Annotated in this window: 14 protein-coding genes and 4 tRNA genes; 14 read left to right on the plus strand and 4 right to left on the minus strand. The window is 60.4% G+C overall.

The window, feature by feature from the left end; genetic code table 11:
• Positions 1 to 5 precede the first annotated feature (5 nt).
• Both fkpB and ispH read left to right on the plus strand, forming a co-directional pair.
• Positions 6 to 443: an FKBP-type peptidyl-prolyl cis-trans isomerase gene (gene fkpB, locus HX823_RS09055; protein ID WP_173390393.1), complete on the plus strand. Its 438-nt coding sequence runs from the start codon at positions 6 to 8 to the stop codon at positions 441 to 443.
• A gap of 179 nt (positions 444 to 622) precedes the next feature.
• Positions 623 to 1,570 carry a 4-hydroxy-3-methylbut-2-enyl diphosphate reductase gene (gene ispH / locus HX823_RS09060; RefSeq protein ID WP_038846865.1) on the plus strand — a complete coding sequence of 316 codons (948 nt, stop codon included), beginning with the start codon at positions 623 to 625 and terminating at the stop codon, positions 1,568 to 1,570.
• Here the strand turns inward: ispH and HX823_RS09065 are convergent.
• Positions 1,533 to 2,105, minus strand: coding sequence for a GspH/FimT family pseudopilin (locus HX823_RS09065; protein ID WP_038846864.1), 573 nt, complete (start codon positions 2,103 to 2,105; stop codon positions 1,533 to 1,535). The genes ispH and HX823_RS09065 overlap by 38 nt on opposite strands.
• A 192-nt stretch (positions 2,106 to 2,297) precedes the next feature.
• On the opposite strand from HX823_RS09065, the gene pilV reads away from it, so the two are divergent.
• The 5 genes from pilV to thiO all read left to right on the plus strand — a co-directional run bounded on the left by pilV (position 2,298) and on the right by thiO (position 5,610).
• Positions 2,298 to 2,783 (plus strand): type IV pilus modification protein PilV, encoded by a 486-nt coding sequence (gene pilV / locus HX823_RS09070; RefSeq protein WP_177074694.1) that lies wholly within the window; start codon positions 2,298 to 2,300, stop codon positions 2,781 to 2,783.
• Positions 2,780 to 3,487 carry a PilW family protein gene (locus HX823_RS09075; protein WP_177074695.1) on the plus strand — a complete coding sequence of 236 codons (708 nt, stop codon included), beginning with the start codon at positions 2,780 to 2,782 and terminating at the stop codon, positions 3,485 to 3,487. Before pilV ends, HX823_RS09075 begins: the two co-directional genes overlap by 4 nt.
• 7 nt (positions 3,488 to 3,494) lie before the next feature.
• Entirely contained in the window at positions 3,495 to 4,025 is a 531-nt protein-coding gene (locus HX823_RS09080; RefSeq protein WP_177074696.1) for a PilX N-terminal domain-containing pilus assembly protein, read from the plus strand.
• An 11-nt stretch (positions 4,026 to 4,036) separates the two neighbouring features.
• Positions 4,037 to 4,438 carry a type IV pilin protein gene (locus HX823_RS09085; RefSeq protein WP_033896998.1) on the plus strand — a complete coding sequence of 134 codons (402 nt, stop codon included), beginning with the start codon at positions 4,037 to 4,039 and terminating at the stop codon, positions 4,436 to 4,438.
• Between the two features lie 62 nt (positions 4,439 to 4,500).
• Positions 4,501 to 5,610 (plus strand): glycine oxidase ThiO, encoded by a 1,110-nt coding sequence (thiO, locus tag HX823_RS09090; protein ID WP_177074697.1) that lies wholly within the window; start codon positions 4,501 to 4,503, stop codon positions 5,608 to 5,610.
• Here the strand turns inward: thiO and HX823_RS09095 are convergent.
• Positions 5,597 to 5,830 (minus strand): PP0621 family protein, encoded by a 234-nt coding sequence (locus tag HX823_RS09095; protein ID WP_177074698.1) that lies wholly within the window; start codon positions 5,828 to 5,830, stop codon positions 5,597 to 5,599. The genes thiO and HX823_RS09095 overlap by 14 nt on opposite strands.
• Positions 5,831 to 5,955: 125 nt before the next feature.
• Positions 5,956 to 6,981, minus strand: coding sequence for an outer membrane protein assembly factor BamD (locus HX823_RS09100; protein ID WP_061435280.1), 1,026 nt, complete (start codon positions 6,979 to 6,981; stop codon positions 5,956 to 5,958).
• Between the two features lie 149 nt (positions 6,982 to 7,130).
• Between HX823_RS09100 and rluD the strand changes: the two genes are divergently transcribed.
• The 7 genes from rluD to HX823_RS09135 all read left to right on the plus strand — a co-directional run bounded on the left by rluD (position 7,131) and on the right by HX823_RS09135 (position 12,234).
• Entirely contained in the window at positions 7,131 to 8,093 is a 963-nt protein-coding gene (gene rluD, locus HX823_RS09105; protein WP_016976299.1) for a 23S rRNA pseudouridine(1911/1915/1917) synthase RluD, read from the plus strand.
• Positions 8,090 to 8,815, plus strand: coding sequence for a peptidoglycan editing factor PgeF (gene pgeF / locus HX823_RS09110; RefSeq protein WP_177074699.1), 726 nt, complete (start codon positions 8,090 to 8,092; stop codon positions 8,813 to 8,815). The genes rluD and pgeF overlap by 4 nt, the downstream gene beginning before the upstream one ends.
• Positions 8,816 to 8,946: 131 nt before the next feature.
• Complete coding sequence (gene clpB, locus HX823_RS09115; protein ID WP_177074700.1) at positions 8,947 to 11,511, plus strand: ATP-dependent chaperone ClpB; 2,565 nt, start codon at positions 8,947 to 8,949, stop codon at positions 11,509 to 11,511.
• A 308-nt stretch (positions 11,512 to 11,819) separates the two neighbouring features.
• A tRNA-Asn gene (locus HX823_RS09120) sits at positions 11,820 to 11,895 on the plus strand.
• A 10-nt stretch (positions 11,896 to 11,905) separates the two neighbouring features.
• Positions 11,906 to 11,982 (plus strand) — tRNA-Pro (locus tag HX823_RS09125).
• 5 nt (positions 11,983 to 11,987) lie between these two features.
• Positions 11,988 to 12,063: transfer RNA gene (locus HX823_RS09130), tRNA-Lys, on the plus strand.
• Between the two features lie 94 nt (positions 12,064 to 12,157).
• Positions 12,158 to 12,234: transfer RNA gene (locus HX823_RS09135), tRNA-Pro, on the plus strand.
• A gap of 191 nt (positions 12,235 to 12,425) precedes the next feature.
• Here HX823_RS09135 and HX823_RS09140 read toward each other — a convergent pair.
• Complete coding sequence (locus HX823_RS09140; protein ID WP_016976296.1) at positions 12,426 to 13,724, minus strand: NAD(P)/FAD-dependent oxidoreductase; 1,299 nt, start codon at positions 13,722 to 13,724, stop codon at positions 12,426 to 12,428.
• Positions 13,725 to 13,784: the final 60 nt, after the last annotated feature.

Here is a 13,784-nt window from a genome sequence, read left to right on the forward strand (position 1 = left end):
AGGTATTGGCTGAGCAACGCATCGGCCAGAACACGGAAGTCACTTTGCATTTCGCACTGCGCCTGGAGAATGGCGACACGGTCGACAGCACGTTCGACAAAGCCCCGGCCACCTTCAAGGTCGGCGATGGCAACCTGCTGCCGGGTTTTGAAGCGGCCCTGTTCGGCTTCAAGGCCGGCGACAAGCGCACCCTGCAGATCCTGCCGGAAAACGCCTTTGGCCAGCCCAACCCGCAAAATGTGCAGATCATCCCGCGCTCGCAGTTCCAGGACATGGACCTGTCGGAAGGCCTGTTGGTGATCTTCAACGATGCGGCGAATACCGAACTGCCTGGCGTGGTGAAAACCTTCGATGACGCGCAAGTGACCATCGACTTCAACCACCCGTTGGCCGGTAAAACCTTGACCTTTGATGTTGAAATCATCGATGTTAAAGCGATCTGATCAACGACGCGGTTAAAAATGTGGGAGCGGGCTTGCTCGCGAATGCGGTGGGTCAGTCAACAGATTTATTTACTGACCCACCGCATTCGCGAGCAAGCCCGCTCCTACCTTTGATCTCTATTGTCAGGTGGGTTAGCGTCTAGCTTGAACCCAAGTGGCTGCAAGACACGAGGCACAGCATGCAAATCAAACTCGCCAACCCCCGTGGCTTCTGCGCCGGCGTGGACCGGGCGATCGAAATCGTCAACCGCGCCCTGGAAGTCTTCGGGCCGCCGATTTACGTGCGCCACGAAGTCGTCCACAACAAATTCGTGGTCGAAGACCTGCGCGCGCGTGGCGCCATCTTTGTCGAAGAGCTGGACCAGGTGCCGGACGACGTCATTGTCATCTTCAGCGCCCACGGTGTTTCCCAGGCTGTGCGTACCGAAGCGGCAGGCCGTGGCCTCAAAGTCTTTGATGCCACCTGTCCGCTGGTGACCAAGGTGCATATCGAAGTCGCGCGCTACAGCCGTGACGGTCGAGAGTGCATCCTGATCGGTCATGCCGGCCACCCGGAAGTCGAAGGCACCATGGGCCAGTACGACGCCAGCAATGGCGGGGCGATTTACCTGGTGGAAGATGAAAAAGACGTCGCCAACCTGCAGGTGCAGAACCCCGAGCGCCTGGCATTCGTGACCCAGACCACCTTGTCGATGGACGACACCAGCCGCGTGATCGACGCGCTGCGCAGCCGCTTCCCGGCCATTGGTGGGCCACGCAAGGACGACATCTGCTACGCCACTCAAAACCGACAGGACGCGGTCAAGCAACTGGCCGATGAATGCGATGTGGTCCTGGTTGTCGGCAGCCCCAACAGCTCCAACTCCAACCGCTTGCGTGAGTTGGCGGAACGTATGGCAACTCCGGCGTACCTGATCGACGGCGCCGAAGACATGCAGCGCAGCTGGTTCGATGGCGTCGAGCGTATTGGTATCACGGCAGGTGCTTCGGCCCCGGAAGTGCTGGTGCGCGGCGTTATCCAGCAGCTGCATGCCTGGGGTGCCACCGGTGCCGAGGAACTGGCGGGTCGCGAAGAGAACATCACCTTCTCTATGCCCAAGGAACTGCGGGTTCGCTCGCTGCTCTGAGTGCCTGTGTGCCGGAGCCACCCCGGCACAACGCCTGCTCGGCACGCTCGCTGCGCAGGCTGATGCGCCCGCTGGGTGCGAGTACGACCTGATACAGGCTCTGCGTCTGATCCATCTCGCATACATGCACAGTACCCGCGCGAAAACCTCCCCCTGAAAACACCGGTTCGCCCAATCCGCTGAAGCGCACCTGGCTCTTGACCGGCCCATTGCCGACTATCGGCACACGACCGTTATCCTGATGTTCCCGCAGCACGGGGTTGTCGTCATCCAGGTAGCCACGTCCGCTCACATCCACAATGACCCGCCAGCCCTGGCTCCAGTCGTCTTCTCGCGCATGAATGACTACCGGTTGGTTACGGGCGATGGCTTCAGTGCGTGCGTAGCGCAGGCCTGCGGTCAGGGATTGCGCAGCCCCCTGGCGCTGCTGTGATTCCAGCAAACTCTTGAAGCCGGGGGTTGCCAGGCTGGCCAGGATGCCGCTCACGATCAGCCCGAGCAGCAGTTCAATCAGAGTGAAACCTTGTTGGCGCATGTATCGTCCCTCCTTGGATTCAGGTGCAGTCCTAGGTATAGCGCCCCGTGCGTTACGCCGAATGATGGCCTTCATGTCCAAAGTATTTCCCTTTGTTCCGGGAGCAGCGCGAGCGAAAAACCGACGCTAGTCTTGGCCCGCACAGCAGATTTTCCCTGCTTTTTTCGGACCTCGACACGGATGACGACGGTAATGCTTGCCTACCCCAACAGCGGTTTTCCCCAGGTTTTTTCTCGACACCAAATCGGCATGACGCTGATCGAGGTGCTGGTTGCCGTGCTGGTTCTCGCCATTGGCCTGCTGGGCGCGGCGGTGATCCAGCTCAATGCGCTCAAGTACACAGACAGTTCCAGGATGACCAGCCAGGCCAGTTTCATTGCCTACGACATGCTTGACCGAATCCGCGCCAATTCCGCTGTCGACTACTCCTGGGGCCGGGGCGAACGTGCACCGGCCAGCAGCGCGTCTGCCAGCGTGCGCGATCTGGACCTGCATGATTTCGAGGCCAATATCCTCGGCTTTGCCGGGGCGAGTGCCAAAGGCTCGGTGTCGGTCAGTGCGGGTGAGGTGACTGTCAGCATCAGTTGGGATGATAGCCGGGGCACGAACAGGCCGGGGGCTCGGGAAACATTCACCCTGACCAGTCGCGTCAGCGATGAATCGAGGGGGGCGCAATGAGGCGTCGTGTTGGGGGATTCAGTCTGGTGGAATTGCTGCTGGCGTTGGCCATGGGCTTGGTATTGGTGCTGGGGGGGACCCAGGTGCTGATTGGTTCCAGAGCCACCCACGCCAGCCAGCAGGCTGCGATGTTGCTGCAGGATGACGCACGGTTCGTGCTGGGCAAGATGACCCAGGATATTCGCCAGGCGGGCATGTTTGGCTGTTTGGGCACGCCGTTTATCGACAATGCCCCGCCGGCCTTTGATCAGCCTGTCAGTTGGAAGATCGAGGCGGGGGCGAAGTCGCTGACGCTAGTCACGGCAGATGTTGGTAACGAGAATGGCAAGGCTGACTGGACCGTATTGTCCGACTGCACGGGCACCGCCCAGGCCTACGGCGGTAGTTCTCCTGTGCCTGCCCTCGGACAAATCCGCTTTGCGCTGCGCCAGATCACCTACACCTTCGAAGCCGGTCAATTGAAAGTCAGCACGCCTGCGGCCCCGGCCAAGGCGGTGCTGGTGGATAACGTGCAGGCTTTCGATATCAGCTTTGGCGTGGCTGCCAAACCCTCGTCGACGGAGGTGGCGCGTTACGACGCGAGCCCGGCGGACCTGGGCTTGATACGCAGCGTGCGCATCCTGATGACACTGCAAGACCCCGCCGGACGCGTGAAGGATCAAACCTACAGCGTCGTGGCGGCGCTGCGAAACCGTCTGGGGTAGCGCCGCCATGAAGCTTAAAGAGCCTATTCGCCTGCGGCAGGCCGGCATGGTGCTGCTGATCAGCCTGGTGTTGTTGCTGCTGTTGTCGCTGATCGGTCTGTCCTCCATGCAAGGCGCGGTCACCCAGCAAAAGGTCACCGCTAGCCTCTGGCACCGCAATCAGTCGCTGCAAAGCGCCGAGAGTGGCTTGCGACGCGGAGAGTCGAGCGTGCAGCGGTCATTTGCGACGCTGCTGCCGTGCCGGTCGATTGTCACCTGTGCACCGCCGGCCGCCGCCTATTCGGTGGTTGGGGCTGGGCTGGACCCTGTCTCGGGTGTCACTTGGGTTGCACTGAGCGGAGGTCTGTACGGCATTCAATCCCTGGGACCTGCGGTGGGGCTGGCGCATGTACCACCACAAACGGTGGCCGACGCATATCGTGTGACGGCCGTCGGGTTAAGCGGCCAATTGCGCACGGTGCTGGAGAGCGTCTATGCGCGGGTAGAAGAGGAGGGCGGCTCGCGTTTTCGGCGGGTGGCCTGGCGGCAACTTCAATAAGGAGCGTTGAAATGGGCATGGACAGCCAGGGCTTTACCCTGATCGAGTTACTGATCGCCGTGGTGATCATTGCGGTGCTGGCCGGGATTGCTTACCCCGGCTACACCGGCCATATGAAAAAGGTCTATCGCGCTGAAATCGTCGCGTTATTGACCGACCAGGCTCAGCACCTGGAGCGTTTTTATACGAAGGCCGGCACTTTTATTGATGCAAGCGGCGTCAGCGAGGGCAACGATCGCTATAGAATCACCGCTGCATTGAACCCTCAGGATTTCCAGTTGGTGGCTACGCCTGGCGTCGGCTCGGTGATGACCGGCGACCTTTGCGGCGACTTCAGCCTGACCAGCGCCGGTGCGCGGACCAATCCGGGCGCCGCCCCGGACATGTCGCGCAAGCTGTGCTGGGGGCAATGATGAGGGTGCTGGACGACTGGGCGCCAGGTGCGCGTGTTCCTATTTATCGGCTGGATCAAATGATGGCAGAGCAACAGCAGGTAGTGATTGTCGGTGGCGGGGTCATCGGTTTGTTGACGGCGTTCAACCTGGCGACCCAAGGACAAGCCGTGGTGCTGCTGGAGCGCGCGGGGTTGGGACAGGAGTCCTCCTGGGCGGGCGGCGGTATTGTCTCGCCGCTGTATCCGTGGCGCTACAGCCCGGCCGTCACCGCACTGGCCCATTGGTCCCAGGACTTTTATCCACAGCTGGCGCAGCGCCTGTTCGCCCAGACGGGGGTTGATCCAGAGGTGTATACCACCGGCCTTTACTGGCTGGACCTGGACGACGAAGCCGAAGCCCTGGCCTGGGCTGCGCGGGAAGGTCGTCCCTTGAGCAAAGTGGATGTCTCGGCTGCCCATGATGCCGTTCCAGTGCTGGGCGGCGGGTACTCCAGCGCGGTCTACATGGCTGACGTCGCCAATGTGCGCAACCCGCGCCTGGTCAAATCCCTCAAGGCGGCGCTGCTGGCGTTGCCCGGCGTGACCGTTCACGAGCAATCTGAAGTGACAGGGTTTGTTCTGGATGCGGGCAATGTCGTGGGGGTGAACACCGCCAATGGGCCGATCTTCGGCGATCAGGTCGTATTGGCGGCTGGCGCCTGGAGTGGTGAACTGCTGGGTACGTTGGGCCTGTCGCTGCCGGTCGAGCCGGTCAAGGGCCAGATGATCCTGTACAAATGCGCTTCGGATTTCCTGTCGAGCATGGTCCTGGCCAAGGGGCGCTATGCGATCCCGCGGCGTGACGGGCACATCTTGATCGGCAGTACCCTGGAGCATGAAGGTTTCGACAAGACCCCCACCGAAACAGCGCTGCAAAGCCTCAAGGCATCCGCGGTGGAGTTGATTCCCGCCCTGGCGGGCGCCGAGGTGGTTGGGCACTGGGCCGGATTGCGCCCCGGTTCGCCGGAAGGCATTCCTTACATCGGCCCAGTGCCGGGCTTCAGCGGCTTGTGGCTCAACTGCGGGCATTACCGCAATGGCCTGGTGCTGGCGCCGGCGTCCTGCCAGTTGTTTACCGACCTGCTGCTGGCGCGTACGCCGATCATCGACCCCGCGCCTTATGCGCCCGAAGGTCGGATCAACGCTGGATAGGCTTCGGTCCTTGTTCCAGATGCGCCTGGGTGCAATACCATTCCTGGCGTGAGCTCAAGGCGCGATCCTGTGGCAGGTGCACGCCACAATGGGCGCAGCGCACCATCAGGGCTGCGTCAGGCTCGCTGGCGCGATGCTGCTTGGCGGCCGGGCTTTTGAATTTGCGCCAGAACCATACTGCGGCGGCAATGACGGCAATCCAGAACAATAGACGAAGCATGATGGGCAGTTTCTCGACAAGGAATGCGCCAGTTTAGCCAAGGACGTGCCAGGCGCACAGCGCAATAAATATCACCCACAAAAAAGGAGCCTCGAAAGGCTCCTTCTTGATGACACCGGGTGCTATCAGTCAAACACACCGAAAGTCATGTAGCTGAACCACGAACGATCCTGGTTGTTGCCCAGGGCCTCAGGCTCTTCTTCTTTGATCACGTCGCCGTTCTCGTCATGCGGCTTGAGCTCCGAAGGAATGGCGTCCTTGGCGTCCTGGTACTGCTTGATCACGTCCTGGTTGGCGCGGGTTTCGCCCGGCGGCAGCGGTGGACGGGACTCGATCAGGCCCAGGGTGTACTTGCTCAGCCACGAACGGTTGTCGGCTTCAGCAACCTGAGGCACGAACTGGCCGTCTTTCAGGCTTGGGTGATCCGGGTAGTTGAGCTTCAGGGTTTCCAGGCTGGTGCTGGCCAGCTCGTCCAGGTGCAGACGCTGGTAAGCCTCGGTCATCACGGCCAGGCCGTCACCCACGGAAGGGGTTTCCTGGAAGTTCTCTACGACATAACGGCCACGGTTGGCGGCGGCTACGTAGGCCTGACGGGTCAGGTAGTAGTGGGCCACGTGGATCTCGTAGGAAGCCAGCAGGTTGCGCAGGTAGATCATGCGCTGCTTGGCGTCCGGCGCGTAGCGGCTGTTGGGGTAGCGGCTGGTCAGCTGGGCGAACTCGTTGTAGGAGTCGCGGGCAGCGCCCGGGTCACGCTTGGTCATGTCCAGCGGCAGGAAGCGCGCCAGCAGGCCGACGTCCTGGTCGAACGAGGTGAGGCCCTTCATGTAGTAGGCGTAGTCGACGTTCGGGTGCTGCGGATGCAGGCGGATGAAACGCTCGGCGGCGGACTTGGCAGCTTCCGGCTCGGCGTTCTTGTAGTTGGCGTAGATCAGCTCGAGCTGGGCCTGGTCGGCGTAGCGCCCGAACGGATAGCGCGACTCCAGTGCCTTCAGCTTCGCTGTGGCGCTGGTGAAGCTATTATTGTCCAAGTCTTTCTGAGCCAGTTGGTACAACTCGACTTCGCTCAGGTTTTCGTCGACGACTTCCTTTGTTGACGAGCAAGCAGCAGTCATGGCGAGGATGGCGATCAGCAGCAGGTGTTTCACTTGCATGGCGGCTTGCGTCCCTATGACGGCCGCTGTCTTGGGCGGGGCCGTCCTGTTATGATGAGCGCCCCGTTGAAAGCCTCGGGGCAAAAGACGCCGTATTTAACCACAAGCGCGCAGCCGAAACCAAAGGCTACGCCACGCCTAGTCTGAGCATGTCCGATAAAATTGAACTTCGCGCAGAGGTGCCGTCCGAATTGGGCGGCCAACGCCTCGATCAAGTCGCCGCACAATTATTCGCTGAGCACTCGCGCTCGCGCCTTTCCGCCTGGATCAAAGACGGCCGCCTGACTGTGGATGGAGCGGTTATCCGCCCGCGAGACATAGTCCATGGCGGTGCGATTCTTGAGCTGACTGCCGAGCAGGAAGCCCAGGGAGAATGGGTCGCCCAGGACATCGAGCTGGATATCGTCTATGAAGACGACGACATCCTGGTCATCAACAAACCCGCAGGCCTGGTGGTTCACCCGGCGGCCGGGCACGCTGATGGCACCTTGCTCAATGCCCTGCTGCACCACGTGCCGGACATCATCAATGTCCCGCGCTGCGGCATCGTGCACCGTCTGGACAAGGACACCACCGGCTTGATGGTGGTGGCCAAGACCATTCAGGCGCAGACGCAGTTGGTCACACAATTGCAAAGCCGCAGCGTCAGCCGGATCTACGAGTGCATCGTGATCGGCGTGGTGGTAGCGGGTGGCAAGATCAACGCCCCGATCGGTCGCCACGGCCAGCAGCGCCAGCGTATGGCGGTGATGGAAGGCGGCAAGCAGGCCGTTAGCCACTATCGTGTGCTGGAGCGTTTCCGTTCCCACACTCACGTGCGGGTCAAGCTGGAAACCGGCCGTACGCACCAGATTCGCGTGCACATGGCGCACATCAACTTCCCGTTGGTCGGCGATCCGGCCTACGGCGGTCGCTTCCGTATTCCGCCTGCGGCCAGCCAGACCATGGTTGAATCGTTGAAAACCTTCCCACGCCAGGCACTGCATGCGCGCTTCCTGGAACTGGATCATCCGACGAGCGGTAAGCGGATGAGCTGGGAATCGCCTCTGCCGGACGATCTGGTCTGGTTGTTGTCGCTGCTCAAGCAGGATCGCGAGGCGTTTATCGGATGAGTGACTGGCTGATTCCTGACTGGCCCGCGCCGGCTCGGGTAAAAGCCTGCGTCACCACCCGTGCGGGCGGCGTCAGCCTGGCGCCGTTCGACAGCCTCAACCTGGGCGATCATGTCGAGGACAGCCTGGAGGCTGTCCTGGAAAATCGCCGTCGTTTAAGTGATGCCTTTGATATCCAGCCGGCCTGGCTGCGTCAGGTTCATGGTGTGACCGTGGTCGAAGCTGACCCAGGCCGCACCGCTGAAGCCGATGGCAGTTGGACCAGCACCCCTGGCATCGCTTGCACCTCAATGACTGCCGATTGCCTGCCGGCACTGTTCTGCAACCGTGCTGGCACTCGCGTCGCCGCAGCCCATGCCGGTTGGCGTGGCCTGGCGGCGGGCGTGCTGGAAGCAGCGTTCGAAAGCCTGGATGTCGAACCCGGCGAAGTGCTGGTCTGGCTCGGCCCGGCGATTGGCCCGCAAGCCTTTGAAGTCGGCCCGGAAGTGCGTGAAGCCTTCATGCAGCAACTGCCGATCACCGCCGAAGCCTTTGTGCCCAGCCGCAATCCCGGCAAATTCATGGCCGATATCTATCAGCTGGCCCGTTTGCGCCTGGCTGCACGCGGTGTCACTGCTGTTTATGGTGGCGGATTCTGCACCGTGACCGACCCGCGCTTCTTTTCTTACCGCCGTAGCCCACGCACCGGTCGGTTTGCCTCCCTTATCTGGCTGGAACGCTAGACTCCTCTGATCTGCGTCAACTGTCTGTCGCTTGAAACTCCCAGAATCCACCCCATCTATAAGGGTATCTGGCAGGTTTCTTCATTCAGGAATGTTTTATAGCTCCGGCCTGCTCAAAAGGAAGGTGACTAATGCGTATAGATCGTTTAACCAGCAAATTGCAGTTGGCGTTATCTGACTCTCAATCCCTGGCGGTGGGCCTCGACCACCCAGCCATCGAGCCTGCACACTTGATGCAGGCGCTCCTGGAACAGCAAGGTGGTTCTATCAAGCCCTTGCTGATGCAGGTGGGCTTCGACGTCAACAGCCTGCGCAAGGAGTTGAGCAAAGAGCTCGACCAACTGCCGAAAATCCAAAACCCGACGGGCGACGTGAATATGTCCCAGGACTTGGCGCGCCTGCTTAATCAGGCTGACCGTCTGGCCCAGCAGAAGGGTGACCAGTTCATCTCCAGCGAACTGGTGCTGCTCGCCGCCATGGACGAGAACAGCAAGCTCGGCAAATTGTTGCTGGGCCAGGGCGTGAGCAAGAAGGCCCTGGAAAACGCCATCAACAACCTGCGCGGCGGCGACGCGGTGAACGACCCCAACCATGAGGAGTCGCGCCAAGCCCTGGATAAATACACCGTCGACCTGACCAAGCGCGCCGAAGAAGGCAAGCTTGACCCGGTGATCGGCCGTGACGATGAAATCCGTCGCACCATCCAGGTCCTGCAACGTCGCACCAAGAACAACCCGGTGCTGATCGGTGAGCCTGGCGTGGGTAAAACCGCGATTGCCGAGGGCCTGGCCCAGCGCATCATCAATGGTGAAGTGCCGGACGGCCTCAAAGGCAAGCGCCTGCTGTCCCTGGACATGGGGTCGCTGATTGCCGGTGCCAAGTTCCGTGGCGAGTTCGAAGAGCGCCTGAAATCCCTGCTTAATGAGCTGTCGAAGCAGGAAGGGCAGATCATTTTGTTTATCGACGAACTGCACACCATGGTCGGCGCCGGTAAAGGCGAAGGCTCCATGGATGCGGGCAACATGCTCAAGCCAGCCTTGGCGCGGGGCGAGTTGCATTGTGTCGGTGCCACGACGCTCAACGAATATCGCCAGTACATTGAAAAGGATGCGGCCCTTGAGCGTCGCTTCCAGAAAGTGTTGGTGGAAGAACCGAGCGAAGAGGACACCATCGCGATCCTGCGTGGCCTGAAAGAGCGTTATGAGGTCCACCATAAGGTGGCGATCACCGACGGCGCGATCATTGCGGCGGCCAAATTGAGCCATCGCTATATCACTGACCGTCAGTTGCCCGACAAGGCCATCGACCTGATCGACGAAGCGGCCAGCCGCATCCGCATGGAGATCGACTCCAAGCCGGAAGTGCTCGACCGTCTGGATCGGCGCCTGATTCAACTTAAAGTTGAGTCCCAGGCCCTGAAGAAAGAAGAAGACGACGCGGCGAAGAAACGCCTGGAAAAACTTCAGGAAGAAATCGTCCGTCTGGAACGCGAGTATTCGGACCTGGAAGAAATCTGGACTTCGGAAAAAGCCGAAGTGCAAGGTTCTGCGCAGATCCAGCAAAAGATCGAGCAGTCCCGGCAGGAACTGGAAGCCGCGCGCCGTAAAGGTGACCTGAACCGCATGGCCGAGTTGCAGTACGGGGTGATCCCGGACCTGGAGCGCAGCCTGCAGATGGTCGACCAGCACGGCAAGCCTGAGAACCAGTTGCTGCGCAGCAAGGTGACCGAGGAAGAAATCGCCGAAGTCGTCTCGAAGTGGACCGGCATTCCAGTGTCGAAAATGCTCGAAGGCGAGCGCGACAAGCTGCTGAAGATGGAAAGCCTGTTGCACCAACGTGTGATCGGCCAGGAAGAGGCTGTGGTCGCGGTGTCCAACGCGGTACGGCGTTCGCGGGCCGGTTTGTCCGACCCGAACCGTCCGAGTGGCTCGTTCATGTTCCTCGGCCCGACCGGCGTGGGTAAGACCGAGCTGTGCAAGGCCTTGGCCGAGTTCCTCTTTGATACCGAAGAGGCCATGGTGCGGATCGATATGTCCGAATTCATGGAGAAACACTCGGTGGCTCGCTTGATCGGCGCACCACCAGGCTATGTGGGCTACGAAGAGGGCGGTTACCTGACCGAAGCCGTGCGGCGCAAGCCTTACTCGGTGATCTTGCTGGATGAGGTCGAGAAGGCCCACCCGGATGTGTTCAACATCCTGCTGCAGGTGCTGGAAGATGGACGCCTGACGGACAGCCACGGGCGTACCGTGGACTTCCGCAACACGGTGATCGTGATGACCTCCAACCTGGGCTCGGCACAGATCCAGGAGTTGGTGGGGGATCGTGAAGGCCAGCGTGCTGCCGTGATGGATGCGCTGACCAGCCACTTCCGTCCGGAGTTCATCAACCGGGTCGACGAAGTGGTGATCTTCGAGCCTCTGGCACGGGATCAGATCGCGGGCATCACTGAGATCCAGTTGGGCCGCCTGCGTAGTCGCCTGGCAGAGCGCGAGCTGGACCTGGTGTTGAGCAGCGAGGCGTTGGACAAGCTGATCGCAGTCGGTTACGACCCGGTGTATGGCGCACGGCCTCTGAAACGTGCGATCCAGCGCTGGATCGAGAACCCGCTGGCGCAGCTGATCCTGTCCGGCAGCTTTATGCCTGGCACCAGCGTCGAGGCGAGCGTGGAAAACGACGAAATCGTCTTCCACTGAGGCCTGTAACTGGCGTAATAAAAGAAGGCCCCGCATCGCGGGGCCTTTTTTTTTCGATAGGGCGTTGAACTGTAAGGAAAAGGCTTGTAAAGTGCGCCCCGCAGCAACGTCAGCCCACGGGTTTCTTCTCCCCAAGAAGAAATCAGAAACAAGCGCAAATCATTGTCTTAAAAGCAATTTAAAGGGTTGACAGGGGTTTTTAAGATTGTAGAATAGCGCGCCTCAGAGACATGAACGTAGCGATACGGACAAGTCGAAGAGAAGCAACAAAGTAGTCAGCAACAACGTAGTACTTTGAAATATGTAGTTCCGTGATAGCTCAGTCGGTAGAGCAAATGACTGTTAATCATTGGGTCCCAGGTTCGAGTCCTGGTCACGGAGCCAATTTCAATATCGGGGTATAGCGCAGTCCGGTAGCGCGCCTGCTTTGGGAGCAGGATGTCGGGAGTTCGAATCCCCCTACCCCGACCATATTTGGGTCGTTAGCTCAGTTGGTAGAGCAGTTGGCTTTTAACCAATTGGTCGTAGGTTCGAATCCCACACGACCCACCATTTTTGAGACCAGTTAACGCTGGAATCGAATCTTAAGATCAGAGGCCAAAAGCGCTGATCGAAGAAGGCGACTGAAAGGTCGCCTTTTTTTTACCGGGGTATAGCGCAGTCCGGTAGCGCGCCTGCTTTGGGAGCAGGATGTCAGGAGTTCGAATCCCCTTACCCCGACCATATTAAAAATCCTCGTATCGCAAGATACGGGGATTTTTTTTGTGCACGCAAATCTGACTCACTGCAAAACGAATGTGGGAGCGGGCTTGCTCGCGAAAGCGGTGGTTCAGTGCCAGATGTACTGACTGATACACCGCTTTCGCGAGCAAGCCCGCTCCCACATTGACCAAGTCCCCTCCGGAACCGTGTTGTTAATGCAGTTTCAGGCGCGGCTCGGTGCCACGTCCAATCTTGCTCCCCAGCATCAGCATCGCCGTGCGGAAGAAGCCATACAGCGCCATCTGGTGCATGCGGTACAGCGACACATAGAACATCCGCGCCAACCAGCCTTCCAACATCACACTGCCGGTGAGGTTGCCCATCAAGTTACCCACCGCCGAGAAGCGCGACAGCGAGATCAGCGAGCCATAGTCGGTGTACTTGTAGCTCGGCAAGTCCTTGCCTTCGATGCGCAGCTTCAGCGACTTGGCCAGCAACGAGGCCTGCTGGTGAGCGGCCTGGGCCCGTGGTGGTACGTTGCGGTCGGTGCCCGGTTGTGGGCAGGCGGCGCAGTCGCCAAAGGCGAAGATGTTTTCGTCGCGGGTGGTTTGCAGTGTCGGCAGTACTTGCAGTTGATTGATGCGGTTGGTTTCCAGGCCATCGATGTCCTTGAGGAAGCCTGGTGCACGAATCCCGGCGGCCCAGACCTTGAGGCTGGCGGGGATTACCTGGCCGCTGCTGGTGATCAACGCATCGGCGGTCACTTCGCTCACCGCCGAATTGGTCAGCACGGTCACCCCAAGTTTCTCCAGGGTTTTATGCACAGGCCCGCCGATACGCTCCGGCAGGGCAGGCAGCACCCGTGGGCCGGCTTCGATCAGGGTGATGTGCATGTTTTCCGGCTTGATGCGGTCCAGGCCGTAGGCGGCCAGTTCATGGGCCGCGTTATGCAGTTCGGCGGCCAGCTCGACCCCGGTTGCACCCGCGCCGACGATGGCGACGCTGATCTTTTCCACCACGTCTGTCTGCCCGGCATGGGCGCGCAGGTAGTGGTTGAGCAATTGCTGGTGGAAGCGCTCGGCCTGCTTGCGGGTGTCGAGGAACAGGCAGTGTTGCGCCGCGCCTTCGGTGCCGAAATCATTGGTGGTGCTGCCCACGGCGATCACCAGGCTGTCATAGCCCAGCACGCGCGCGGGCACCAGCTCACGGCCTTCTTCGTCGAGGGTGGCGGCCAGCTGGATTTTCTTCTGCTCACGGTCAAGCCCGCTCATGCGCCCCAGCTGGAACTCGAAGTGGTTCCATTTGGCCTGGGCGACATAGTTGAGTTCGTCTTCCGAGGAATTCAGCGAGCCGGCCGCCACTTCGTGCAGCAAGGGCTTCCAGATGTGGGTCAGGTTGGCGTCCACCAGCGTAATGCTGGCGGTGCCGCGCTTGCCCAGAGTCTTACCCAGGCGGGTAGCCAACTCCAGGCCGCCGGCGCCGCCGCCGACGATAATAATACGATGGGTCATGGGGATATCTCGCAAGGCTAAAAGAAATCGGAGCAGTTACCCCCGCGAGCGCCAGGCAGC

It is taken from the genome of Pseudomonas sp. P7759 (assembly GCF_013386445.1).
Taxonomy (GTDB): Bacteria; Pseudomonadota; Gammaproteobacteria; order Pseudomonadales; family Pseudomonadaceae; genus Aquipseudomonas; species Aquipseudomonas azotoformans_A.